Below are 24,323 nucleotides of genomic sequence, written 5' to 3'. Positions count from 1 at the left end.
GAGATAGCAATGACCCAGACCGCCCTCACCCGTTTTCAGGCCACGCTTGACCGTCCTGATCTGCTGCAGGCCCTGCGTGCGGGCGTCATTGGCGATGGGGTCATGATTGAAACCCCGTTTGGGGAGAAACCGCTGGTCTATGCCGATTATGTCGCCTCGGGCCGCGCCCTGACGCAGATCGAAGATTTCATCCGCAACGACGTGCTGCCCTATTACGCCAACAGCCACACCGAGGCGTCTTTTTGCGGCGCAACCATGACCCGCATGCGCGAAGAGGCCCGCAGCCGTATTGGCGATCTGGTTGGCGCAGATGCGGGTTGTGATGTGGTGTTCACCGGCTCCGGGGCCACCGCCGGGCTGAACCGGCTGGTTGCGCTCTTGGATATCCCGGCGCGGCGCGCACGCGGTGAACAGGTGGTGGTGCTCATCGGCCCTTATGAACATCACTCCAACATTCTGCCCTGGCGTGAGAGCGGCGCGCAGGTGGTGGAAATTCGCGAATGCCCCAAGGGTGGCCCCGATATGGACGACCTTAAAACCCAGCTTGAGGCCGCAAAAAGCGCGGATCTGCTGGTGGGCAGCTTTTCGGCCGCCTCCAATGTCACCGGCATTCTGACCGATAGTGATGCAGTCACCCGCGTGTTGAAACAGGCCGGTGCGCTGGCGATCTGGGATTTTGCCGGCGGTGGTCCCTATGTTGAGATGAACATGCAATCAGGCAGTGACTGCGCCAAAGACGCCATTGTGTTTTCCGCCCATAAATTCCCCGGCGGCCCCGGTGCCTCTGGTGTGATGGTGCTGCGCACAGACATCGCCCAGCGCCAAACCCCCAGCCTGCCCGGCGGCGGCACTGTCAGCTTTGTGTCGCCCTGGCGGCATAAATACAGTGCAAGCCTTTCGACCCGCGAAGAGGCGGGCACCCCCAATGTGGTGGGTGACATTCGCGCAGCCCTTGTGCTGATGGTGAAATCCGCGCTGGGGCAGAACTGGCTGGACACACGGCAGCAAAACCTACGCCAACGCGCGCTCAAACGTTGGCAGGCGCATCCCGCAATTGAACTCCTTGGCAATCCAGAGGCGCCGTCGCTGCCGATCTTTGCCTTCCGCATCCGGGCCAACGATGGCGACTATGTGCATCACCAGCTGTTCACCCGCATGCTCAGCGATTTTTATGGCATTCAGGCCCGTGGCGGCTGTGCCTGTGCGGGCCCCTATGCGCATCGTCTTTTGGGCATTGAAAGACCCCAGTCCGAGGCGCTGTTTGCGGCACTTGAAGCCGGGCAGGAATTGGAAAAACCCGGCTGGGTGCGGCTCAATCTTTCGGCGCTGATGAGCGATGAAAAAATCGACTATATCCTCCAAAGCGTCGAAGGCATCGCCCATCAGGCAGAGCTGCACGCAACCCACTACAAGGCCGACAGCACCACGGCCCGCTTTGCCCCCAAAGCTGCCTGACTTACCGAGCAATCAAGACATGATCGGGCAGGTCATCCCTGTAACGATGACCTGCCCCTTGTGTCCTATCCCACGCCTTTGCGCCGCCTGTTTCAGCGCGCGTCGGCGGTACATACGCTTCCCTCCGCCGCCCCGAGACGCGCCACAACCGCCGCAAAACCCTGCCTTCGCCAGAATCTGCGCAGCACTCGCCCGCATTTAGCCGCTACCACCGCCACCCCACCCCCTTAGCCCTTCCATTGAAACGATAAATCACTGCCACTCCCGGCCAAAGGGCGGATATTTTTACGCCTCACGCTCTGCTCACGGTCGCACTAACATGAATAATTATTCAGATTATTGGAAATTTGTGCCATCGCACATCAGCCAGGCCATTGGCCAAGCCCTCTCATCCGATCTTTATCTGTAAATCGCGCGTCCACCCATGCGGGTCACGTCGCCGTTTGTCATGCTTCGTTCAGGAGGCCAATTTGACACGCATTCATGCCTTTTCCCTGTCAGCCGCGCTGATGGCATCCACCGCCCTCTCTTCCACCTCTGCCAATGCGCAGGAATACATACCCGAAGAGAACGTGATCTCGCTTGCCACCATCATGGTGCGTGCGCTCAACGACGGGGACGCCAATGTCACCACAACTGAGGCCGCCAATACCGCAGGCTCGCGCGTGCCGGTTGATCCGCAGCTGCTGCCCCGCGCGCTGAGCGTTGTGCCGCGCGAGTTCTTTGAAGCCCAGGGCGCGCGCACCCTCAAAGAAACCGTGGCCCCACCCCGGATCTTTATGGCGCAAACCAGCCCGGTGGTCTGATCAACGGTGTCAGCAAACGCCCTTTTGACCGGTGCGGTGCCCGGCCATCTGCCCAACCGTCGTGAAACCGATATTGTACAGCTTGGCATCTATGCCAGCGGCCATGCAGAAATTGGTGACAGCTGGCCGCGCGCAACCTCGCCGACAAGGAATACCTCGGCTATTGCGGCCCATCCTTCCTGTCGCTGGGCGCCTTTGACCCATCCGGCACGCTGGACGCGGCCTCTGGCACATGTGTCTATGGCGCGGGCCGCGAAGTCACCTTTACCGCGCGACGTCGTTTCTAACACCCGCCAATGGGGATCGGCTCCATATATCTGATTACACTGTTGATTTTAGCAGTCTAACTGGTTCCGCCCGCCTGGGCGGAGCCACGTGTGCTACACCACAGCTTTGGCACCACCTTGATCGAGGGCACCCCAAAACGGGTAGTCTCGCTGTCGTTTGTGGGCCATGATTTCCTGCTGTCGCTGGGGGTTGTGCCCATTGCGCTGCGCTATTGGTACGGCGGCCACGAACATGGCGTTTTCCCCTGGGGCGAACAGCTGCTGGGTGATGCGGAACCGGTGGTGCGCTGGCAATTCTTGGCCCCGGTGGCGAAACTGTGTTGCAGCAGCAAGAGCTGATCCTATGTGGGGATGAAACCGCCTATCCGGCAATGATGCGGATGCTCAAGGCGCTGCCTGACGGGGCGCGGGTTCAGGTGCTCGCCCACAGCACAACCGGCGCGCGCGACTACCCGTTTGATCTGCCCGAAGGGGTCGCATTCAGCTGGATTGGCGATGAATTTGTTGCACAGGCAGCGGCGCTGTTTGACGCAACCCCCGGCACCTATATCTGGGCCGCGACGGAAAACGAGCAGATCCGCACCCTGCGCGCACATCTTAACGGGCGCGAAAAAGGTCACAGCACCCTCACCGCATATTGGCATAGATCTGCCACAACCGGCTGAATTAGCATTATAAAACATCGCCCTTAGGGATAGAAACCCCTGAGGGAAACATGAATTTTACATGCCAGAGCGTTCTCAGATGAAAAAGCCCCAGCTGTCCCCCCGCCCCAGGCGCAACAGCAGCGCTCTCGGTTAAAGGTGGAAAAAATCCTTGAGGTGACGCGCGCCATGTTGGCAGCGGGCCCGGCGCATCAGATCACCACAATCCACATCGCAGAGCGGGCCGTGATCAGCATTGGCTCGCTTTATCGGTTTTTTCCCAACAAGGAAGCGATTTTCTATGAGCTGTTTCGGCTGTGGCTGGAGCAGACGCTGGAAACCTTGGACAGCGTGCAGGAAAACCTGTCTGAGGATGCCACCCAGCAAGATTGCGTTGAGGCGTTTTTGACCGCGCTCACCCAGCCGGGGCTCAATTCGTTGCAGAACTGGAAGCTGCGGCTGGCGATGGGCACCACGCCCGAGCTGGTAGAGCTGGAAGAAAAGCATCTGCGCGAGGTGTTGGTGCGGGTCAATGCGCTGCAGCAGCGTTTTGGCACCCCACCACCGCCGGATATGGCACCCGAGGTGATGGTGATGCAAAATGAGATCACGGTGCGCTGCCTGTACACCATGGCCTATCTGGAGCAGTCCCCCAACCGCGACCACATGTTCCAGCTTGCCAAAAAACTGCTGCTGTTGATCTATGATTTCCCACGTTGGGACGGGCTAGAGCCGCATTAGCGCCATTTGATCGAACATCCGATGCTGGGGTATTGCGCTGCCGGGCCTGTGCCGGTTTTGGCAATCTGGCGCATGGCATCGACCAATTCACGATTGCGCTGCCCCGCACCCATGCGGCCCGCATCATCCAGACGGCCGCGATAGTGCAGATGGCCCTCAGCGTTAAAGCCAAAGAAATCCGGGGTGCAGACCGCGCCATAGTTGCGCGCAACGCTTTGATCTTCGTCGACCAGATAGGGAAAGCCAAAGCCGTAGAAATCAGCAAAGCGTTTCATATTCTCGGGGCTGTCGGCGGGCACGCTGTGGTAGTCATTCGACATCACGGCAAGCACTTTGATGCCCTCGCCGCGCAGGGTATCTGCGTCTTCGGCCAGCCGCGCCGCAATCGCCTGCACATAGGGGCAATGGTTGCAGATAAAGGCGATGAGCAAGGGCGATTTGCCCAGCATATCCGCCAGACGGTAGCGGCTGCCATCGGGATCGGGCAGCGTGAAATCCGCCGCTTGCCAGCCGATTTCACCGGGGGGTGTTTGCAACAACATGACAGGATCCTCCTGTGTCAAAACGGGCAGTGCCCCCTGCCCGGAAGGTGGATCTTCGCACCAAAGTACGAAGATCCAGAGTGTACCATATCCCGGCTGGGATCAGTCTTTGTTCCAGACGTTTGGTTCAAAGGCCGCATCCAGCGGCGTGTGCGCCAGATGGTTGGTGTAGTTTGACAGCACTTTCAGGCTGGTGCCGACGAGGATTTCCAACAGGTTCTGCTTGGTAAAGCCCGCTTCAAGGAAGGCCGAGATCTGCGCATCCGTTGGATAGCCGCGGGTTTCATTGATCACGATGGAAAACTGACGCAGCGCTTCCAGACGGGCATCCGCAATTGGGGTGCCTGCGCGCAGAGCTTCGATCACATCATCGGCCACGCCGCCCATCTGCGAAAGGGTTGTGTGCGCCGCCATGCAATAGGTGCAGCCGTTAAGCCGGTTGTTGGTCATCAGCACGATCTGGCGCTCGGTCTCGGTGAAGCTGGTGGTGTTGAAGATTTTCGACAGGGTCAGATAGCCTTCGAGCAGCGCCGGAGCTTCGGACATATTGCGATAGAGGTTGGGCAGGAAACCGTAGGCCTTTTCGGAATCCGTCAGCATCTGTTTCGAGGCTTCGGGGGCAGATTCAATCGTGTGCAGTTCAAATACAGACATGGTGTGGGTCCATCTGGTGAGGTCAAAAATATGGGTGACCTGGGTGCAGTTCTCATTTGTACCGATCGGTCAAAAATGCAGATAGGTATGATGAACCGATCAGTCAACATTGGCGTCGAAGAAATTATAACGATCGGTCAAAAACAATATCAAACGCCCATAAAAGGGAGATACCCCCGGCAAATAAATACACTATTTATTATTAAATATTAGGACCTTAATCCCGAACCAGCCGCTGTGCCTGATGGCGGATCGCCTGCAGTTTTTTTTCGCTATACATGCCGCGCGCCATCACCTGCAGGCCAGTTTCCAACGCCATGAGCGCGCTTGCGGCCTCGTCCACGTCAAAGGTGTCACTCAGACGGCCCTGGGATTTGGCGGCAGTGAGTTTTTCAGCAAAGAAACCTTCATATTCCGCAAGCCCCCGGCGGGTCATATCCTGCACCTCAGCGCTGTGGAGTTGCAGATCAAGCGCTGTATTGACCAGAAAACAGCCCTTGCGATCGGTGTCAGCAAGACTTTGGCGGATCATCTGCGCAAAAAGATCATCAATCGCGGCAATAGGATCGGGGTTTTGCCCCACACGTTGCAGCGTCGCGCGCATACATTCGATACTGTAGCGCAAAAGCACCCGCATAAAGAGGTCATGCTTGCTGCCAAAGGAATGATAAAGGCTGCCTTTGTTGATGCCCATCGCAGTGGTGAGATCGGTGATGGAGGTGGCCTCATAGCCGTTGCGCCAGAACAGTTGCATGGCGCGATCAACGGCGGTTTCTTCGTCAAAAACTCTGCTGCGGGCCATGGCGCGGCACATCCCATCCGGATTGCAATGAAAGACTGATGACTGCCCCGCCTGGGGCAGCACTGGATTCGGGCACTTTGCATCTGCAAACGCGCGGCGTCCATATCAGATGCGTATCAACACGCAGAGGTGAGCGCAGCCCGTTGCCGCCGCCGCAGGCAGCGCTGCGCGGTGGGTGGGGGTGATCTATGTCTGCCCCGCTTATTTGGGGCTGTTTGCGTCGTTGATAAGGTGGCGGCGCCGCCAAATCGGATGCGGGTGGGAAACCCACAGAACAGACGTCTCTTCTCTCCCCGGGGTGTAAGGCCGGGGGCCAATTCCGCGTGATCCGGTGTGCTAGGCCGGATCGGTGATCGATCCAGCACAGAATCACACAGGCGTTTTAACAAGCTACAACCGGGGCGTACGGTGGTTAGGCAACACCCCCGAGACAGGCACGAATGACCTGCGATTGGCGCATAAGCATTCAGCCGGTTTTTCAAAGATATCCGAGGGTGAGAAATTCTCATCCACCCCCTGAACAAATCGATTTTGCGCCGTTTTGACGTGCCTCCTAATCTGCAGCCACGCTCAGCTGACCGATCTGAGCCCCTGTTTTGACATTGGAGACGCGCCATGAAAACGATTTTGAAAACCGCCGCACTTCTGGCCACGCTGGCCACCGCTGCTGTTGCCCATGAACCCCCATCCGAGCACAAAGGTGTTTCGGTTTTTGGCAAGGCCGCTTTGGAGCTTGGCACCCAGATCCCTGCGATGGAAGGCTATAAGGTTCAGATCCGCTCGGTTGTGGTTGAGACCGGTGGCATTGTGAAATTCCACACCCATGACACCCGTCCCGGCGCATTTTATGTGGCCAAAGGCGATGGCGTGCGTGAATTTCAGGGCGCCGATGACAAGGTTGGCCGCATCATCAAAGCAGGCGAAGCGGTGCTGGAAGACCACGACACCGATCACTGGCTGAAGAACGAAGGCGGTGAGGCGCTGTTCTTTGTGTTTGATATTGTTCCAAGCAAGTAATCGGCGTTTCCACCGCGCCTACCACACGTGTTTATGATCATTGCGGCGGTTTTCCGGCTTGGGATGCCGCCGCAGCTGCGTTTACGCTGTGTCCAGCCGACATTCCCTGCCCACCCTCATTCGGGCGCATTTTTCTGACAGGATCTTTTGATGTTTCAACGCTTTGCTCTGATTGCGGCCGCCACCTGGGCGATGAGTACAACCGTCGCGCACGCCTGTGGCAGCGACAGTGATTGTATGATCGGTGAGCGCAGCTACCGCATTCGCCTGCCGGATAATGTGCCGGATGGTAAACTGGGCGCGATTGTGTTTTCCCACGGCTATAAAGGCACCGCCAAAGGGGTGATGAACAACCCGCGTTTTACAGCATTGGCCAATGAGCTGGGGGTGGCGATTATTGCCACCAAATCAGCCAAGAACGACTGGTCGATCCCCGGCGCCCCGTCAAGCGAGACAGATCCAACGGTGGATGAGCTGGCCTATTATGATGCGGTACTGGCGGATGTCTCTGCGCGGTTTCCGATTGATTCCAATCGGTTGATGGCCAGCGGGTTTTCGGCCGGGGCCATGATGGTGTGGAACCTTGCCTGCCATCGCAGCAGCCAGTTTGCGGGGTTTGCGCCCATTGCAGGCACGTTCTGGCAGCCCGCACCCACCCATTGTGATGCGCCGCCAACCAGTGTGATCCATATGCATGGCACATCTGACAAGATCGTGCCGCTGGAAGGGCGCAAGGTGCTGGATACCCATCAGGGCAGCGTGCCGGATGTTTTGGCAATGTATGGCCAATACGGTGGGTTTTCGCAGGCCGAGGCGCGCAAGCTTGGCGGGCTCAGCTGTGATATTCAGAGCAATGAGGCGGCGGATGTGCTGGCGTTTTGTGCCTTTGAAGGTGGGCATTCGTTTCAGATGGAGTATCTGAAATCCGCCTGGAGCCTGCTGGAAGAACGCGGCAAACTTTGATCCCGAGGCTAACCCGGAACCTGATCCTGTGCCCTATCCCCGGTGAAAACGGGCTTTGCGCCGCCCTGCCCTGGCTTTAGAACAGGTTGGGGAGGCATGTCATGCAACTGGATTGGGACGACATCCGAATATTTCTGGAAGTGGAACGCACCGGGCGGATGAACCATGCGGCCAAACGTATGGGGGTGAGCCACACCACGGTGGCGCGTCGCCTGCGCCAGATGGAGGAACGCGCGGGCTGTCATCTGTTTGAACCAACCGATGCGGGGCTGGTGCTGACAGGTGCGGGGCGGGCAATCTTGCAGACCGCGCAGGATATGGAAGGCGCGGCGGGGATGCTTTCGGACACGCTGGACCGTCACAACAGCGCCATGAGCGGGCGCGTGCGCATTGGCGCGCCGGATGGGTTTGGCAATGCGGTGCTGTCGCAGTTTCTGCCGCAGCTGCCGCTACAGGAACCCGGTTTTGAGATCGAGCTGGTGCCAGTGCCATCGCGCCACAAACTGTGGCGGCGTGATGTGGATATTGCGATCAGCCTTGAGCGGCCGGAAACTGGCCGATTGGTGATGCGCAAGCTGATTGATTATGATCTGCGCCTCTATGCGAGCCCTGCCCTGATTGATCGGCTGGGGCTGCCAGACAGCCGCGACGCGCTTAGCCATTATCCGTTTGTCGGCTATATCGACGAGCTGCTGTATACATCAGAGCTTGATTTCAACCACCTGCTGCTGGCTGAGCCCAAGGTGGTCTATAAGGCAACAACGGTCAAAGCGCAGATGGATGCGGTGTTGCAGGGTGCGGGGCTTGGCGTTTTGCCCTGTTTTATGGCGCGGGGGCAGGATCTGGTGGCGGTGCTGCCCGATGACATTGGTTTTAGCCGCACCTATTGGTTGCTGTTTCCAGAAGATTACAAACAGATCAGCCGCATTCGCCGGGTCAGCGATTTCATCTATGAGCGCACCCATGCGATGGCGGATGTGTTTCGCTTTGCCCCACAGGACCGGCAAAAATAAAGGCGGCTGCAACGCTTCACCCGTTGCAACCACCTGCTTCAAAATGCGCGTATTAGTGGGTACGCATTTTGTAACTGCACTACCCTAAAATGAGTACTGAATGAAAGCCCCAACTGTCAGTGGTTCACCTGCCTTGGCCAAAATGGTTGAGGTGCCGTTGTTCAGAAGGCGGGTGGTGGCGTAGTCCTCTTCCAGCAGGTTGCGCACAAACAGGCCCGCGCTCATCGGGCCGCGTTCATAGTTGATCTGCGCATTCACCAAAAGCGCCTTGTCGGTCTGGCGGGTGTTTTCCGCATCCGTGAAGCTGGAGCCTGTATAGGTCGCATCCACACCAAGCGAGACACCATTGGCAAAGGCATATTCTGCGCCAACCGCGGCAGTGATTTCTGGCGCATTGGGCAGACGGTTGCCGCGCAGATTGTCACCGTTGAAGGGGAAATCTTCGAACTCGGCGTGCAGGTAGCCCACATTGCCAAAAAGAACCAGGCTGGGGGTGGCTTCATATTCTACCGAGATCTCGGTGCCATAAAGTTCAGAACGGCCTGCGTTGACGATCTGGGTGTCGTTCAGCGCGCTTGAAAGCTGTGTTTCAACCTGCTGGTCTTTCCAGCGGGTGTAAAACAGGTTGGCATTGGTCAGAATACGCCCATCCATGAAGCTGCCGCGGAAGGCCAGTTCAAGATTGTCGGTGAACTCGGGGTCAAACTCGCTGCTGGTGCCGGTAAAGAAATTCCGGCTCGCGCCACCTGCACGATAGCCGCGCTGATAGGTCAGGCTGGTTGAGACCGCATCGCTCCAGTCATAGGTCAGACCGATCTTGGGCAGGAAGGCATCAAACTCTGCTTCAAAGGTGGTGTTGCTGGGCGCGGGCAGAATGCCGGGTGGCAGCGGGATCACCGGATCGGTTGAAATGTTGGTATCAGGGTTCACTGTCACCTTCTCGCGGTCATAGCGCGCGCCAAGGGTCAGCGCGAGATTGTGGCGCAGATCCATTTCGACCTCACCAAAGATGGCAAAGTTTTCCGACTGGGTGCGGGTGCCGCCGTCAGAAACCACAATCAGGCTTGGTGGTACTGGCAGGCCCGACGGCAGCCCCGGAACCGCACCAATTGGAATACGGGTCAGGCTGCGGCGTTCAAAATCGGTGTCATTGTAAAACACCCCGGCCACACCACGAAAACCGCTGCCTTCGAATTTCAGACGCAGATCCTGTTCAAAGACTTCTGCCTCCCCGCTGCCACGCGTAAAGCCAATATCAGCAGCGGCGCGATCATTGTCGATCAGCTCGTTCAGATCATCAGTGTAATAGGTGGTTTCCGCCTCAAGCTTGAGATTGGGCGAAAAGCTATAGCTGGCGCGCAGACCGATGGTTTCGGACGACAGCTCATTTACTGTGTCCTCGTTGGAGGTGTTCACAATCTCGGCTGGGAAACGCGCGTTTTCAATCCGGGTTTCACCGTTGAGCGAATCCTGATTGGCATAGGAAAACACCAGTTCCAGATCATCGGTGGGGTTCAGGCGCAGTTTGGCGCGGTAGTTGTCGACTTCGTTTCGGCCAAAATCATCCCGGCCCAGGGTTGGGTTATCGACCCAGCCATCATCATTGAGGGTCTGTGCCGAGAAGCGGAAGGCGGCGCGATCCTGCACTAGAACCTTATTGATCGAAACAGCGGTTTCATAGGCGTTGCGATTGCCGAAGCCGAGCCGGGCCCGGTATTCATCTTCGTAGATCGGGTCGCGGGTGCGCACAATCACCGCCCCGCCCAGCGCATTGCGCCCCTGTTGGGTGGATTGCGGCCCGCGCAGGATTTCCACCTGTTCCACATCCCAAACCGGGATGCTTCCGCGCTGAATGGCGCTCAGATCTGGCAGGGCAATACCGTCCACTTGGGTAGAGATCAGCGGGCTGGAGGAGCCACGCCCCACACCAAACTGGCCAACGCCCCGAATGGCAACCCGTTCTTCACCACCGGTTTGAATCACATTGGCGGCGCGTTCAACGGTGTCATAGATATTGCGATCACCGCGCTTTTCGACGGTCTCGCCCGATGAAATCACAACCGAGGTGGGGCTGTCTTGCAGGTTGCGCTCCAACAGTTCGCCGCGGACGATGATTTTTTCAAGCAGCAGCGGGCCAGAACTGTCGTCGGTCAGGTTCAACACTGCGGTGTCTTCATCGAGGAACTGAAACGGCACGCTGGCGCCAGAGATCAGCTGACGCAGCGCTTCGCGGGCGGGCATACGACCGGAGACGCCGGGTGAATACTGATCTGCGGCAACCGAAGAGGCCGCTGAAACCTGCAGGCCGGATTGCAGTCCGAACTGGGTCAGCGCATCGGCCAGCGGCTGCGGTTCAATGGATACATCAATGATCTGGGTGCCCAGCGCCGCAGAGGGATCAGCGGTTGCAGGCGCTGCCCAAGCGGTCAGCGCAGTTGCCGCCAGTAACATGGTTTTGCCGACACTGCGGCCACGACGAATATTCAATGCGGGCCCACCCATCATTGTTCCTCCGGAAAATAATCTAATGATTTTGGGTGAGCCTGTGGCGTGAGTGTGCCTTGGCTGCTGCCTATAAGAACAGACGTATGGCGCGGATGATTTTCCGGTAAAAATGAGTCTTTTCTTAGTTTTTTATTTTTATATAATTAAATCAGCTATCTAGCGTGAAATAATCATCACCCAGGGAGAGGCCATACGCACAGTACCACCAAAGGGCTGCACCAATGCGCGCGCCGCCTCAAGCGGGGTGGTGGTGTTGTAAACACCGGTGACACGCTCTTGTTTCAGCCCCGGTGACATTACCACGATCTTGCCGGGGAAATGGCGCTGCAGCTCGTTCAGTGCATCGCCAAGCGGCCGGTTTTGCGCAACCATCCGGTGCTGTCTGAACGCGGTGGCCTGTTCCGGTGCGCCGTGGCCCTGCTCAAGGCCCGCCTCTGAAGAGATGCGCAGCCAGTCGCCTGCTTCCAGCGCGATCCGGGTGTCATCTTCAACCGCGACCTGGCCCGATTGCACCTGCACGGCGGTACTGTCGCCCGCATGGCGCACCATAAAGGCGGTGCCCAGCACACGGGTGGTGATATTGCCGCTGTGAACCTCAAACGGGCGCTGCGGCTTGTGGCTGACCTCAAAGAAGGCTTCGCCTTCCAGCAGCTTGACCGCGCGCGTCGAAGGGGTGAAGGCCAGCGCAATGGCGCTGTCGGCACCAAGATGCACAATGGAGCCATCCTCAAGCGTGATCTGGCGCAGCTCGGCGCGGGCGGTGGTGTAATCGGCCAGAAACTGACGCCGCAGATTCGGACCAAAGGCCAGCGACAGCGCAACCGAGGCCGCAATGGCCCAACCACGCCAACTGCGGCGCGGCGCAAATGCAACCACGTGATCGCGGCGGGCGATATAGCGCGTGGGATGCGGCAGCTGGCCCAACTGATCATGCAGATCGGCAATATCGGCCCAGGCTTCAACATGGCGCGGATCGGCGGCGCACCAGTTTTCAAACTCTGTGCGCAATGCATCATCGTCGGGATCATCCAAAAGCAGCACCTGCCAGCGGGCGGCCTGCTGTGAAAGAGAAAGCTGTTTTGCCTCGGTCGTTGTCATTGGCGCGTGACCCGTTTGTGCATCATTGCTCTTCCCCGTTCACCCGATCGCGGCAATGGGCCAGCCCTTCGGAAACCAATTCATGCGCCCGTGATGTAGAGATCTCCATACGATCCGCAATTTCGCGCAGTTTCAAGCCGCCAAAACGATGCAACTCCAGCGCTTTGCGGGTGCGGGCGGGGAGTTCTTCGATCGCCTCCATCAACACCCTGAGGTCATCACGCGCCACAACCACCGTTTCGCTGGTGAGCCTATTGCTGAGGCCCGCCTCGTCAATGTGATGTGGATCCATCGGCAGGGGTGCCCGGCTGCTATGACGCCGCGCATCAAGGGCCAGATTGCGCACGATACGATAGAGATAGCTGATCGGCTCGTTTGGGTGCTCCTGTTGGTTGCTTTTGGTGAAACGCAACCAGGCTTCCTGCACCAGATCTTCGGCATGGCTGGAATCACCGGTGATCTGTGCCGCATAGCGGCGCAGGCCCCGCTGGTGAGCCATAAACATCGTCAGCATTTTGTGATCGTTTTGCAACGTCACGTCGCCATCACCATTTACCAGATCAAGATTTCAACACCCGCGGATGTGCCCCAGTAGAGGAACATGGCGCGCATAGCAAATACGCTGAGACCTGCCCAGCGCAACTTGTATCAACAGCCTGTTATCTGATTAGAGCGTGTGACTGGTGGATCTGAGGCGGCACGTCATCGGCGCGACACCACGTTTGTAGTCTTAGCAGGTGATGATCTGACAGCCCGCCGCATCACAGCGGCGGCGCAGATCCGCGCTGAGTTTTGCCCCCGTTACCACCACGTCATAGTCCCAGATCCTGCCCTGTGCGACCGTCAGCGTTTGGTTGAATTTGCTGCTGTCGATCACCAGAATGCTTTGCTGGGCGGCCTCAACCACCGCAAGACGCGCCTGGGTTTCATGGGTGTTGAAATCAAGCACATCGCCGTCAGGGGAAATGCCGCCGCAGCTGAGAATGGCAAACTCCACCGGGTGGCGGGCAAAAAACGCGCCGTTCTGCCCCCCGATCATATCCAGATCACGCAGGCGCACGGTGCCGCCAGACAGTTGGATTTGTACATCTTTTGCCTGTTGCAGCGCCAGAACCGCATGGATGCTATTGGTGGCGACAAACAGATCGGATTTTTCGGCCAGCAGGCCTGCGCATTGCTCAATCGTGGTGCCGGTGCCCAGCGCAATCCGCGCCCCATCCGGGATCAGTTTCGCCACCTGTACAGCGATTTTCTGTTTTTCACCCTGCGCCAGACCGCTGCGCGGCTGATAGCCGATGTTTTCCCCCTGGGGCCGTAGCCGTGCGCGCCCGTTGCGCCGATGCACCAGCGCCGCCTCATCCAGATCGCGCAGATCGCTGCGGATGGTCTGCACCGAGACCTTGAGCCGCTGCGAAAGATTGGCCGCTGAAAGCTCTTCGTGCTTTTGCAGCAGGGAGACAATTTTATCGCGCCTTTGGGTCAGGTCCATAGGGTCAAATCCGGTAGGTCAGTGGCTTAAATGAACAAAATCACCACTGTGCTAGGGGCAATGACCGCGTCTGACAATACGGCAATAAATTTTTTACATTCATAATCTTGTTGCAAATCATCGACATAAGCGCAGTGGCGCAAGCTTTCGAACGAAAGCCGGTCACGGAGTCGATATGGCAGCCTTTTCCCCACCCAAAACCGCAGAGCAGCAGCTGCTCATGCTGATCCTATTTGTGGCGATTGCGCTGACGCTATCGCCGGTGCTGCGCCTGTTTGTGGAAGGGGTCAGCGATGACGGCGGGCTGGAGCTGTTTTTAGAGGTGCTTGGCGAAAAATCCACCCAGCGGGCGTTGAAACATTCGCTGATTACCGCAGGGCTTGGCACGTTGGTATCGCTGCTGATTGGTGGCGCTTTTGCGTTTCTGGTGGCGCTGAGCGATCTGCGCGCCAAAGCGGCCTTGGTGTTTTGTCTGATGATCCCAATGATGATCCCGCCGCAGATCACCGCGCTGTCGTGGACGCAGATCATGGGGCCCTCATCAGTATTGCTGAAAACGCTGGGGATTGCGCCGCCTTTGGGCGCGCCGCAGCCGCTCTATTCGCCAGAAGGCATCATTTTGCTGCTGGGTATTCAGCACACATCGATCATTTTTCTGACCCTGCGCGCGGGGCTGCGCGCCATCCCGCAGGACGTGGTTGAGGCGGCGCGGATCAGCGGGGCCAAGGGCGTGCGCATCTGGTGGCAGATCGTGCTGCCGCTGACCCTGCCAAGCCTTGTGGCCGGGGTGGCGATCACCTTTGTCACCGCGCTTGGCAATTTTGGCATTCCGGCGATGCTGGGGATTCCCGCGGGCTATTCCACCCTGCCAACGCTTATTTATCAAAAGCTTGCGGGGCTTGGCACCTCGGTGCTGGCCGAAGTTTCGGTGCTGGCGATCCTGATTGGCTGCGTCGCGGTTGCGGGTATCTTGGTGCAGCGGTTTTTCCAGTCGCGCCAGGTGGTGCATCTGGTGGGATCAAGCGCAAGGCCGCTGGCGCTGCCGCTGGGACGCGCGCGTCTTCCGGTTGAAATCACCCTGTGGCTGATTGTGGTGGCCATTCTGGTGCTGCCGATGATGGGGCTTTTGGCGACATCACTGGTGCCTGCCTATGGGGTGAGCCTGAGCTTTGACACGATTTCATTTGCGGGCTGGCATGAGGCGCTGTTTCGCCAGCCGGTGACGGCGCGGGCGTTTTTCAACTCATTCGCCTTGGCCACGGGCGCGGCAGTGATGCTGATGGTGATCTGCCTGCCGCTGGCCTGGTTGATGCAGCGCAATCCCACCCGGTTGGGGCGGCTATTTGATAGCCTGTTGGATCTGCCCTATGCGCTGCCCGGTGTGGTGCTGGCGATTGCGATGATCCTGCTGCTGATCAAGCTGCCGTTCACCGAAATGACGCTTTATGGCACCATCTGGATCATCTTTTTGGCCTATCTGGCGCGGTTCTTTTCGGTGATGTTTCGCCCGGTGCAGGCCAGTCTCAGCCAGCTGGATCCTGCCATGAATGAGGCGGCGCAATCGGTTGGGGCCTCGCTGTTTCAGCGCCTGCGCGATGTGATCTTGCCCCTGTCTGCGCCCGCCGCCGCCACCGGTGCCATCCTTGTTTTTCTGACCGCCTTCAATGAGCTGACGGTATCGGCGCTCTTGTGGTCATCTGGGACCGAGACCCTGGGCGTGGTGATTTTTAATCTTGATGACAGCGGTGAAACCGTCATGGCCTCGGCCGTGGCGATGAGCATCGTTTTGGTGGTGATGGTGTTGATGGGGGTTATCCAGCTCAGCGCGCGCCACCTGCCCAAAGGAGTTGTGCCATGGCAGACATAGAGCTGCAGAACCTCAGCAAGGATTTTGGCGAAAGCCGCGCGCTGAGCGCCGTATCTACCCGTATTGAAGATGGGGAATTTGTCGCGCTGCTGGGCCCGTCGGGCTGTGGCAAAACCACCTTACTGCGCCTTTTGGCAGGGTTTGAAACCCCCAGCAGCGGCAGCATCCGCATTGGCCGTGATGAAGTAGCAAACGCGCGTCAGATGGTGCCGCCGGAAGCGCGCAATATCGGCTTTGTGTTTCAGTCTTATGCGCTGTGGCCGCATATGAGCGTGCGTCGCAATGTAAGCTATCCGCTGGAGGTTCGCGGCCTGTCGAAACAGGCACGCGCGCAGGCGGTGGATCTGGCGCTTGAAACCACCGGGCTGCTGCATCTGGGCGATCGCATGCCATCAGAGCTGTCGGGCGGGCAACGCCAGCGGGTGGCGCTGGCGCGGTGTCTGGTGCTCAACCCCGGCGCGGTTTTGCTGGATGAGCCGCTGGCAAATTTGGATGTGGCGCTGCGCGCGTCGATGCAGATGGTGTTTTCTGACTTCCACAGCCGCACCGGGGCAACGATGGTCTATGTCACCCATGATCAATCCGAGGCGATGGCAATGGCCGATCGCATTGCGGTGATGTCTGAGGGGCAGATCCAGCAGTTTGACACCCCTGAGATGCTGTATGCGCGGCCCCGCAATCGTTTTGTCGCAGAGTTTGTCGGCGCGGGCAGCGTGGTGCCGGCGCAGCACCTGCAGTCAGATAAGGTGCAGGCATTGGGGGCTGAAATTGCGGTTGAAAGCAGCTGTAATGCGCCCAATCAGATCTGCGTCAGGCCTGAAAACATCACGCTGGGTGAAACCGGGGATCTGCGCGCCAAAGTGCGCCGCGCGACTTACCTTGGCGGGCGCTATCGCATTGATCTGCAAAGCAGCTGCGGCACCGCGCTTTTGGCCGAAAGCCGCGTGCGCCTTCTGGAAGGGGCGCAGGTGGGGATCACAATCAGCCGCCCCTGGGCATTTCACGAGGCTGAGTGATGGCAAAGGTTCAGATCTTATCCGGCATGGGCTGCAAGGGCCCGGCCTGTATACGTGTTGAGACCGGCCAGAAACGCTGGCTGTTGGATTGTGGGTTTGGTCCCGAGCTGGACGCGCCGTTTGATCCGGCCTGGCTTGAGGGGGTCGACGCGGTATTTATCAGCCATGATCACATCGATCACATCGGCGGTGCAGATCATGTGGTGGCCGCAGGTCTGCCGATTTATGCCACCGCACAGACGGCGAAATCCCTGCCCCAAGGCGCGGATGTCACCCTGCTGCACGCGCGTCAGGTGATTGATGATGTGCCAATTGTGACCGGGCGCAATGGTCATGCGATGGGTGGGGTGTGGATGCATTTTAGCCTCGGTCAGGGCCTGTTTTATTCAGGCGACTGGAGCGAGGAATCGCAGTGGTTCCCATTTGACCAGCCGCCAATGGCCGCAACTGCCATTCTGGATTGTTCCTATGGGCTGACACGCGTGTCGCAAGGCGCCTGCCTCAGCGCGATCTTTGATCTGGTGGCGCGCTGCCCCGGTCAGGTCCTGTTTCCGGTGCCGCCGTCGGGGCGCGCCGGAGAGCTGGCGCTGTTGCTGATGCGGCGTTTCCCCGGTGAGGCGCTGTATCTGGATGCAACCTGCAAGGCTGCTGTGGCGCAGGCATTGGCAGAAGCTGGCGCGCCCAAGCTGCGTCAGGAACTGCGCGACGCGCTGCAGTATCACAATGCGCAGGATGCGCGGTTTCTGATCTGTGACACCCCCAATCTGGAAGCGGGAGAAGCGCGGGCCACCTGGCTGGAATGGCATAAATCGGACCGTTTGGGGCGCGATGCCCATGTGGTATTTACCGGCCATGTCATCGAAGACGCCAAAGCGGTGCGCGATGGGCCGGGGGGGCATTTTTGCCGTTGGAATGTGCACCCGCCGCTGCAAGATCAGCTGGCGCTTTTGCACCACCTCGAGGCCACGCGTTTTGCCCCGGCGTTTTGCCCGGATCCCACGGCCTATGCGGCGTTGCCCGAGCTGCGCGCCGATTTGTTTTTCAAAGAAAGTATCACGTTATGAGCAATCACCAGCTGCCCGACCGCAGTTTCTGTCTGATCCGCCATGGGCAAACCACTGCCAATGAGGCCGAGATCATGGCGGGGGCCACCGAGGTGCCGCTGAGCCCATTGGGCGAAGAACAGGCGCTGGGGTTGCGCGGCTTTGACTGGCCCGCTGAGATCCAGCTGTTTTCCAGCCCAATGGGGCGCGCGCAAACAACCTGCCAATTGGGGTTTCCGGGACAGGCCTTTGCGCTGCACGCCGGGCTGCGTGAACGTCATTGGGGGATATATGAAGGCGCGCACCTAAGCACCGCCCCACCCCGCCACGGACGCCCCGAGGGCGGCGAAGACTGGGAGGAGATGATTTTGCGGGTGGCAGAGGCTATCACTGAGTGCTGCGCCAAAACGCCCAACGCAGTGCTGCCGGTGATGATCTGCCATTCCGGTGTGATCCGGGCTGCGCGCGCAACCCTAAGCGATACCCCCAGCACCACACGCCCGGCCAATGGGCAGCCGGTGCTGTTTCGCTGGGATGGCACCACCCACCATGAAGAGCCGTTTAACGCTCGTTGAACGCGCGCTCCATCGTCAGCTGCACCGGTTTGAGCATATAGGCCAATAGGGTCTGCTCTCCGGTGGTCATTTCGGCCACCACGGTCATACCGGCCTGCAGCGGGCGGCGGAAATGCCCCTCGCCGACCACCGCATTTTCAAGCGCGACGGACGCACGGAAATAGGTTTCGCCGGTGCGTTCATCCACCAAAGGCATGGGTGAAATGGATTGCAGCTGGCCTTCGACCTTGCCAAAGCGGCGCACATCAAAGGTGTCGATGCTGATGGCAACGGGGAGATCGGTATTCACATGACCCACATCAGAGTTTGGAATGCGCGCTTCGACCACAAGCGCCTCGCGGGTGGGCAGCAGTTCATAAAGGGTCTCTCCCGGCTCGATGACTTCGCCCGGATTTGGGTAGGCGACGGATTGCACCACACCACGCGCTGGTGCCACAAGACGCAGCCCTGCCAGTTTTTTCGACACGTTGTCATATGAAACCATCAGCTGCGCGCGCTCTTTTTCCAGCTCAACCAGCTGGGTCAGCATCTCTTCGCGCAGGGCAAGGGTTTCTTCGGCGCGGGCAGATGTGGCCTGACGCAGGGCGTTTTGCGCTTCTGCGAGACGGACCTGCGCATCAGAGGCAGCGGCACGCAGGCTATCGAGACTGTCTTCCTCGTCGAGCACATCGTTGAGCGGCTTTAGCCCCTGTTTATAAAGCTTTGTGATCCGTTCAAGGTTGGCATCTTTGCGGCTGACACGCTCTTGCGCAAAGCTGAGCGCATTGCGCAGGATCGACAGGGTTTCCTGCTGCTGGGCGATCGACAAAGACTGGATGCGCTGGCTTTCGCTGTAAAGTTCAAGCGAGGCAGCGGCGCTATCAAAGCTCTTTTCTTTCAAGGCGTTCACCTGTGCGGGTGAAACCGGCGCGCCGCTGTCGAGCACCGCAAGCACCGCTTCAACGTTGGTCAGTTCGCGCCCATTGGACATCAGCTGGCCCAACAGCACCTCTTGTTCTTCGCTGAGATCCGGGTGGCGCAGCTCAACCAGCACATCCCCTGCTTCAACGGTCTGACCATCAACCACATGCACCGCCTTCACAATACCGCCGCTGAGCGTCTCAATCGCGGGGTAGTCTCCGGTTGGCACAATGGTGCCCGGCGCGCGGGTGATCTGGGGCACATCGGTTTGCCCCGCAAGAGCAACAAGGCTGGCAACCATGGCCGAAAACGTGATCGCCAGAAAGGCCGCAAACCGGGGCTGTCGCGCGCGTTCTTTCAGTTTGGCACGCTGGATCGGGCCTGATTTCGGAGAATGAGATCGCATAGTTAGCCTCCCAGAGCTTTGAATACGGCCTGAACCTTTTTGCGTCCGGCGTCGCCGGTGTCATGCACCGCCACACGTTCGCCGTTAAGGAACACAAAGCGGTCCGCAAGGTGCAGGAATGAGCGGTCCGCAGTGGCAATGACCACGGTGCGCTGGCCTTTTTGGTGTTGCAGCCAGTCTTTGAAACAGCTGCGTCGTGCATCACTAAGCCCGTTTGTGGGCTCGGAAAACAATGTGAGTGACGAAGGGCGCGCCATTGCCCGTGCAAGGGTCAGCGCTTTGATCGCTTCCTCTGGCAGGCGGGCAAGGAGCTGGTCATTCAGGCGGGTATCAGCCCCGTCAGGCAAGAGATCGTGATCCGCGCTGAGCCCCATATCATCCAGCGCCTGTGCAATCGCCGCATCGCTGAGCGAAGGTGCTGCAAGCCGGAAGTTTTGCGCAACGGTGCCGTAAAACAGCGATTTTTCATAGGTGGCATAGGTGATCGATTTGCGCAGCTCATCGGTGGCGATCTGGCGAATGTCGATCTCATCATGTTCGATGGTGCCCGCAAGCGGCGGAAACAGCCCGTCGATCAGATCAAGCACCGCTGTGCGCGCGGCGGCGTCGCTGCCCATGACAACCACCAGTTCACCCGGCTCACATTTGAAGCTTGCCTGGGCCAGCAACGGCGCATTCAACGGATCCGGACGGTAAGTCACCCCCGAAAACGTCACCGCACCGGTGAGCGTTTTCTGGTGCGATTGTTCGAGCCCCAGCTCCATCTCTTCGGGCAGGCTGAGCACCCGGTCGGCCTGCACCCGGCTTGAGCGGAACGACAGGATCTGGGGAAAGCTGGAGTAAAGCGCCTGCAGCGGGGCCAGCACTTTGGATACCAGCGCAATCGAGGCAATCAGCGCGCCAAAGCTCATCTCTCCCGAGAGGGCACCATAGGCGCTGATCACCACCGCCCCCACGCTGGCAAGCGCGGTGATGGTCTGGGCAACGGATTGCACCAGGGATTGAAACTGGCGCGCGGTTCGATTTGCACTTTCGGCGGCTTCGGCCAGAGGCAGGCTGCGATCAATCCAATGCTGCTGAATACCCAGATCCGCAATCGCACGCTGATGTAATATGGCGTCATGCATGGCGGCCTGGCTTGCGGCGCTGGCCGCGGCGGCTTCTTTGTCGAGCCGTTGCTGATAGGGGATGGTCACAAAGCCCAGCACCACCAGCAGCGCCACCAGACAGAGGGTAAACACCCCAACCGCAGGCGCAAGATAGGTCAGCACCGCAAAGAAAATCAGCGCAAACGGCAGATCCAGCAGCGTGGTCATCACCTGCCCTGTGAACATTTCGCGCAGGGCTTCGAACTGGCGAAACCGCGACAGCTGCTGGTTGATGTCAGATTTCTGCAATTGCGCCAGCGGCAGGCTCATCAGTTTGCGAAACAACGAGACCGTCAGTTCACGTTCGCCGCGCCAGCCCACATAGGCAAGCGCCTTGGTGCGCGCATAGCGAAAGCTGAAATCCGTGGCACCAATAATCACCACCCCAATCGCCAGCGACACCAGCATATTGACTGAACCTGACGGGATCACCCGATCATAGATTGCCATGATCAACAGCGGTGCAAGCAGCCCCAACACATTGGTCAAAAGCGACGATGCCAGCAGCCAGGGCATCATCGGGCGCAGCGCCGCAAACGATGCGCGCACAGTTCCGTAATCCGCATCTGCCTGTTGGTTGCTAAAGCGATCAATACGCACCACATCGCAGGTGAGATCACGGGCCGGACGATGGGTGGTTTCGCTGCCGCTGCAGATCTCCAACCGGTCTGCCTGCACGGATAGCAGCACAAAACAGCCGCCATCCTGGCCAATCACCAGCGCCGGGCATTCCGCATCGGTAATTTCGCTTTCGCGGCAGCTGATGCGGGTGTGCGGCACCTTGAGATTGGCCAGCGTCTGGATGATCTCTTCGGGGTGCAGCTGTTCCGACATATGCGGGAAAGCTTCGAGGATGGTTTCCTCGCTGTTGCGCCAACCGCCCACTTTGAGCAGCTGTTGCAACAGAAGGCTGGCGTTTGTGGTGGTCAGCGTGTTCATGCGGCCCCCTGTTTCAATTTGAGAGCCATAGCCGCATCCGCAGCGGCATCCTGATGCCACGCGTCTTCGGACAGTTCGAGCGTGACAGTCTGATCCGCAAGCCGTTTCATCCGGGGATCCGGGCTTGCCATCACGATGGTCGGACGCGGCGACAGCGCAGCAAGGCAACGCGACAATGCCTCACGTTCGGTTGTATCCAGCACGGCGGTGGGTTCATTCATCACCAGGATACGCGGCTCAAGCGCAAGCGCGCGGGTCAAAGCAATGAGCTGCCGGTTCACCGGGTCTTTTTCAAATGTGGTGCCAGTGTTGAGCTTGGTACTATAGCCCATCGGCAAGCGGTGAATGCGCTTTTCAAGACCAAGCAGTGCGGCAAAATATTTGGCGCGTTCCACCTGCTCTGCATCACCAAAGGCTGCGAGGTTTTCCAGCAGGCTGCCGCTCAGGATTGCGGGTTCATTTTCCAACACCACCAACGCGTTACGCCCGCGTTGCGTCACCCGGTCTGCTGCGTCACGGCCGTCAATGGAGATGCTGCCCGACGTGGGGGCGCGCTGGCCTGCAACACCTTCGATAAAGGCGCGCACCATCCAGGCATTTTTGGCCGCGATCAATACGGTGGCGCCGGGGTCTGCCACAAATTCCGCACCCTCAAACGCCATGCCAGAGCCGTTGAGCCGCGCCATGGAGACATCAGACAATACAACGCGGCCCTCAATCGGGTCTAGCGGTGTTTCTGGGGTTTTGGTGCTTTCAAGGGCTTCCATCTCATCCAGTTTGGCACGCGACACCGCGACATTTTCGGATTGCACCCACAGCGTCATCAATTTGGTCAAAGGTTGAATAATGCGCCCATTGAGCAGCATGCAGGCGGCAAGTTCAGCAATGCCAATGGAGCCCTTGATCACCAAAAACGCCCCCAAAAGCCCCATAGAGGCCACGGTCAACTGCGAAAACACCGCGCCAAAGTTCTGCGAAAGGCCGGAAAACTGGATCAGTCGCTGGCTGATACCCACAGTCTGTTCTTCCAACATTTCAAATCTACGGGCCATCTGGCGTTCCATCCGATTTGATTTGATGGTGGCCATATTTGACAGCAATTCTGCCAAAAAAGCGTATCTGCGGGTGTCCACGGTTTTTCGGGCGGAAAACAACGACCACTGCGCCCGCTTCATAAAGAAGGTGAAAATCAAAACCGCACAAAACGCGCCAAGCGGCACCAGGGCCAGCCAGCCGCCAATCAGGCCAATCATCACCGCAAAAAGCAGTGTAAACGGCAGATCAATCGCTAGGGTCTGGTTTTGCCCCGAATGATGATCACGCAACTGTGATACCGCAACAAAACGTTCGAAATAGGCGCTTCCCGGCGCGCTTGAAAACTGAACCGTATTGGCATGGAGCACTTTGCCCATGAAATGCTTGTAGTTTGAAACCGCCGCTTCCTCGGCAGAAACATTCAACAAAACAGAGCGAGACCAACGCAAAACCAATTCCATCGTCGCGCTCACCAGCAAGACAAGCGTCAGCATGCGAAGGGTTTCAGCGGATTGAAACGGAATCACCCGATCAAAAATCAACAGGATGGAAATTGGCATCAACAATGAAAGAATATTGAGCGAAAAAGACGCGGCCCCCAAAGGGATATCCCTTCGCATTGTCGTGACGCGACCAATAAATTCACGCGTTTCCATACCCATCACCCCGCAGGTTTGTATCAGCAGCGATAGAATATGATCTGCTAACGAGAGATGAATCGCGCACCAGATAGCCGGTAAATTTTCTGGCGTATTCTAGGTATTTTGGGGAGTTATTTAACAAGGAAAACGCTCTATTTAAGGTGGTATTGGCCCCTGAATAGATTTGGTTTTTTCAAATTATGAACACTTCAAAATCCACCTCGCATCCAGCCGCCACTTCACCAGGATCGGAGAATGCGGAAAAAGATGACTTCTCAACACATCTTTCGCACAACACGCAAAATATCACGGATGATCCAAGCCGCAGCACCTTGCACACGGGCTCCGATCATGAGGGGGATGCCAAGTCACGCACAATCGCAGAGGGCGCTCCGCACGGCCGATTCGATCTCAGCTCAACGCAGGAATTGCCTACAAGCGCAGGCTCTGGAATTACCCTTGAGGGCGGACCTGTCGCGGAAAACATCAGCGGTGCCGCCATCGGAACGCTCTCGATTGTGGATCCAGACGCGGGCGACAGCCATGAGATCACGCTGTCGGATGATCGGTTTGAGGTGGTGGGTAATGAAATCCACCTGAAAGAGGGTGTCAGCCTCAACCATGAAGAGGCCGCCGAGATCGATCTGGAGGTCACCGTGACGGATGCGGGCGGGCTCTCAACCTCCGAGAGCTTCACCATCGCGGTGGAGGATGTGAATGAGGCCCCGGCTGAGGTC

Annotated in this window: 24 protein-coding genes; 14 read left to right on the top strand and 10 right to left on the bottom strand. The window is 58.4% G+C overall.

Annotated features, from left to right (window positions below):
* Positions 1–9: 9 nt before the first annotated feature.
* The 6 genes from GG681_RS14855 to GG681_RS14830 all read left to right on the top strand — a co-directional run bounded on the left by GG681_RS14855 (position 10) and on the right by GG681_RS14830 (position 3,933).
* Complete coding sequence (locus GG681_RS14855) at positions 10–1,455, top strand: aminotransferase class V-fold PLP-dependent enzyme (RefSeq protein ID WP_153548822.1); 1,446 nt, start codon at positions 10–12, stop codon at positions 1,453–1,455.
* Positions 1,456–1,925: 470 nt separating this feature from the next.
* Positions 1,926–2,261 carry a hypothetical protein gene (locus GG681_RS14850; protein WP_153548821.1) on the top strand — a complete coding sequence of 112 codons (336 nt, stop codon included), beginning with the start codon at positions 1,926–1,928 and terminating at the stop codon, positions 2,259–2,261.
* Positions 2,262–2,267: 6 nt separating this feature from the next.
* Positions 2,268–2,582, top strand: coding sequence for a hypothetical protein (locus tag GG681_RS14845; protein WP_153548820.1), 315 nt, complete (start codon positions 2,268–2,270; stop codon positions 2,580–2,582).
* Between the two features lie 56 nt (positions 2,583–2,638).
* The gene (locus tag GG681_RS14840; protein ID WP_153548819.1) at positions 2,639–2,887 is read left to right on the top strand and encodes a hypothetical protein; all 249 of its coding nucleotides are present in this window, start codon (positions 2,639–2,641) and stop codon (positions 2,885–2,887) included.
* The gene (locus GG681_RS14835) at positions 2,866–3,213 is read left to right on the top strand and encodes a siderophore-interacting protein (protein ID WP_153548818.1); all 348 of its coding nucleotides are present in this window, start codon (positions 2,866–2,868) and stop codon (positions 3,211–3,213) included. The genes GG681_RS14840 and GG681_RS14835 overlap by 22 nt, the downstream gene beginning before the upstream one ends.
* 138 nt (positions 3,214–3,351) lie before the next feature.
* Positions 3,352–3,933, top strand: a complete 582-nt coding sequence (locus tag GG681_RS14830; protein ID WP_328593409.1) for a TetR/AcrR family transcriptional regulator — start codon at positions 3,352–3,354, stop codon at positions 3,931–3,933.
* Here the strand turns inward: GG681_RS14830 and GG681_RS14825 are convergent.
* From GG681_RS14825 to GG681_RS14815, 3 genes are all read right to left on the bottom strand, one after another.
* Positions 3,930–4,475 carry a thioredoxin family protein gene (locus tag GG681_RS14825; RefSeq protein ID WP_153548816.1) on the bottom strand — a complete coding sequence of 182 codons (546 nt, stop codon included), beginning with the start codon at positions 4,473–4,475 and terminating at the stop codon, positions 3,930–3,932. The genes GG681_RS14830 and GG681_RS14825 overlap by 4 nt on opposite strands.
* Positions 4,476–4,577: 102 nt before the next feature.
* Positions 4,578–5,129, bottom strand: coding sequence for a carboxymuconolactone decarboxylase family protein (locus GG681_RS14820; protein WP_153548815.1), 552 nt, complete (start codon positions 5,127–5,129; stop codon positions 4,578–4,580).
* A 217-nt stretch (positions 5,130–5,346) separates the two neighbouring features.
* Positions 5,347–5,931 carry a TetR/AcrR family transcriptional regulator gene (locus tag GG681_RS14815; protein ID WP_194287193.1) on the bottom strand — a complete coding sequence of 195 codons (585 nt, stop codon included), beginning with the start codon at positions 5,929–5,931 and terminating at the stop codon, positions 5,347–5,349.
* A 615-nt stretch (positions 5,932–6,546) separates the two neighbouring features.
* Here GG681_RS14815 and GG681_RS14810 point away from each other — a divergent pair.
* From GG681_RS14810 to GG681_RS14800, 3 genes are all read left to right on the top strand, one after another.
* On the top strand, positions 6,547–6,948 hold the full coding sequence (locus GG681_RS14810) for a cupin domain-containing protein (RefSeq protein WP_153548813.1): 402 nt from the start codon (positions 6,547–6,549) through the stop codon (positions 6,946–6,948).
* Between the two features lie 150 nt (positions 6,949–7,098).
* The gene (locus tag GG681_RS14805; protein WP_235899996.1) at positions 7,099–7,911 is read left to right on the top strand and encodes an alpha/beta hydrolase family esterase; all 813 of its coding nucleotides are present in this window, start codon (positions 7,099–7,101) and stop codon (positions 7,909–7,911) included.
* 101 nt (positions 7,912–8,012) lie between these two features.
* The gene (locus GG681_RS14800) at positions 8,013–8,924 is read left to right on the top strand and encodes a LysR family transcriptional regulator (protein ID WP_153548812.1); all 912 of its coding nucleotides are present in this window, start codon (positions 8,013–8,015) and stop codon (positions 8,922–8,924) included.
* 84 nt (positions 8,925–9,008) lie between these two features.
* Here GG681_RS14800 and GG681_RS14795 read toward each other — a convergent pair whose 3' ends face one another.
* The 4 genes from GG681_RS14795 to GG681_RS14780 form a co-directional block, all read right to left on the bottom strand.
* A complete protein-coding gene (locus GG681_RS14795) occupies positions 9,009–11,426 on the bottom strand; it encodes a TonB-dependent receptor (protein WP_194287192.1) in 2,418 nt (805 codons plus the stop codon).
* 159 nt (positions 11,427–11,585) lie between these two features.
* Positions 11,586–12,527 carry a FecR family protein gene (locus tag GG681_RS14790; RefSeq protein ID WP_153548810.1) on the bottom strand — a complete coding sequence of 314 codons (942 nt, stop codon included), beginning with the start codon at positions 12,525–12,527 and terminating at the stop codon, positions 11,586–11,588.
* 22 nt (positions 12,528–12,549) lie between these two features.
* Positions 12,550–13,041, bottom strand: a complete 492-nt coding sequence (locus GG681_RS14785) for a sigma-70 family RNA polymerase sigma factor (protein WP_153548809.1) — start codon at positions 13,039–13,041, stop codon at positions 12,550–12,552.
* A gap of 216 nt (positions 13,042–13,257) precedes the next feature.
* The gene (locus GG681_RS14780) at positions 13,258–14,016 is read right to left on the bottom strand and encodes a DeoR/GlpR family DNA-binding transcription regulator (RefSeq protein WP_153548808.1); all 759 of its coding nucleotides are present in this window, start codon (positions 14,014–14,016) and stop codon (positions 13,258–13,260) included.
* A gap of 175 nt (positions 14,017–14,191) precedes the next feature.
* On the opposite strand from GG681_RS14780, the gene GG681_RS14775 reads away from it, so the two are divergent.
* The 4 genes from GG681_RS14775 to GG681_RS14760 are packed head-to-tail and all read left to right on the top strand — an operon-like array spanning position 14,192 to position 18,517.
* Positions 14,192–15,883 carry an ABC transporter permease gene (locus GG681_RS14775; RefSeq protein WP_153548807.1) on the top strand — a complete coding sequence of 564 codons (1,692 nt, stop codon included), beginning with the start codon at positions 14,192–14,194 and terminating at the stop codon, positions 15,881–15,883.
* Positions 15,871–16,899, top strand: a complete 1,029-nt coding sequence (locus GG681_RS14770; RefSeq protein WP_153548806.1) for an ABC transporter ATP-binding protein — start codon at positions 15,871–15,873, stop codon at positions 16,897–16,899. The genes GG681_RS14775 and GG681_RS14770 overlap by 13 nt, the downstream gene beginning before the upstream one ends.
* A complete protein-coding gene (locus GG681_RS14765; RefSeq protein WP_153548805.1) occupies positions 16,899–17,963 on the top strand; it encodes an MBL fold metallo-hydrolase in 1,065 nt (354 codons plus the stop codon). The genes GG681_RS14770 and GG681_RS14765 overlap by 1 nt, the downstream gene beginning before the upstream one ends.
* Positions 17,960–18,517, top strand: coding sequence for a histidine phosphatase family protein (locus GG681_RS14760; protein WP_153548804.1), 558 nt, complete (start codon positions 17,960–17,962; stop codon positions 18,515–18,517). The genes GG681_RS14765 and GG681_RS14760 overlap by 4 nt, the downstream gene beginning before the upstream one ends.
* On the opposite strand, the gene GG681_RS14755 is transcribed toward GG681_RS14760, so the two are convergent.
* Genes GG681_RS14755 through GG681_RS14745 form a run of 3 tightly spaced genes read right to left on the bottom strand, consistent with a single transcriptional unit; the run spans position 18,504 to position 23,601 of the window.
* On the bottom strand, positions 18,504–19,823 hold the full coding sequence (locus GG681_RS14755; RefSeq protein ID WP_153548803.1) for an HlyD family type I secretion periplasmic adaptor subunit: 1,320 nt from the start codon (positions 19,821–19,823) through the stop codon (positions 18,504–18,506). The genes GG681_RS14760 and GG681_RS14755 overlap by 14 nt on opposite strands.
* 2 nt (positions 19,824–19,825) lie before the next feature.
* Positions 19,826–21,910: an ABC transporter transmembrane domain-containing protein gene (locus GG681_RS14750; protein WP_153548802.1), complete on the bottom strand. Its 2,085-nt coding sequence runs from the start codon at positions 21,908–21,910 to the stop codon at positions 19,826–19,828.
* Complete coding sequence (locus tag GG681_RS14745) at positions 21,907–23,601, bottom strand: ABC transporter transmembrane domain-containing protein (protein WP_194287191.1); 1,695 nt, start codon at positions 23,599–23,601, stop codon at positions 21,907–21,909. The genes GG681_RS14750 and GG681_RS14745 overlap by 4 nt, the downstream gene beginning before the upstream one ends.
* Before the next feature lie 185 nt (positions 23,602–23,786).
* Here GG681_RS14745 and GG681_RS14740 point away from each other — a divergent pair.
* The coding region (locus tag GG681_RS14740) for a cadherin repeat domain-containing protein (RefSeq protein ID WP_194287190.1) at positions 23,787–24,323 on the top strand (537 nt) is incomplete at its 3' end.

The organism is Tritonibacter aquimaris (genome assembly GCF_009617595.1).
Classification (GTDB): domain Bacteria; phylum Pseudomonadota; class Alphaproteobacteria; order Rhodobacterales; family Rhodobacteraceae; genus Epibacterium; species Epibacterium aquimaris.
This window is presented reverse-complemented; position numbering and strand designations above follow the sequence as displayed.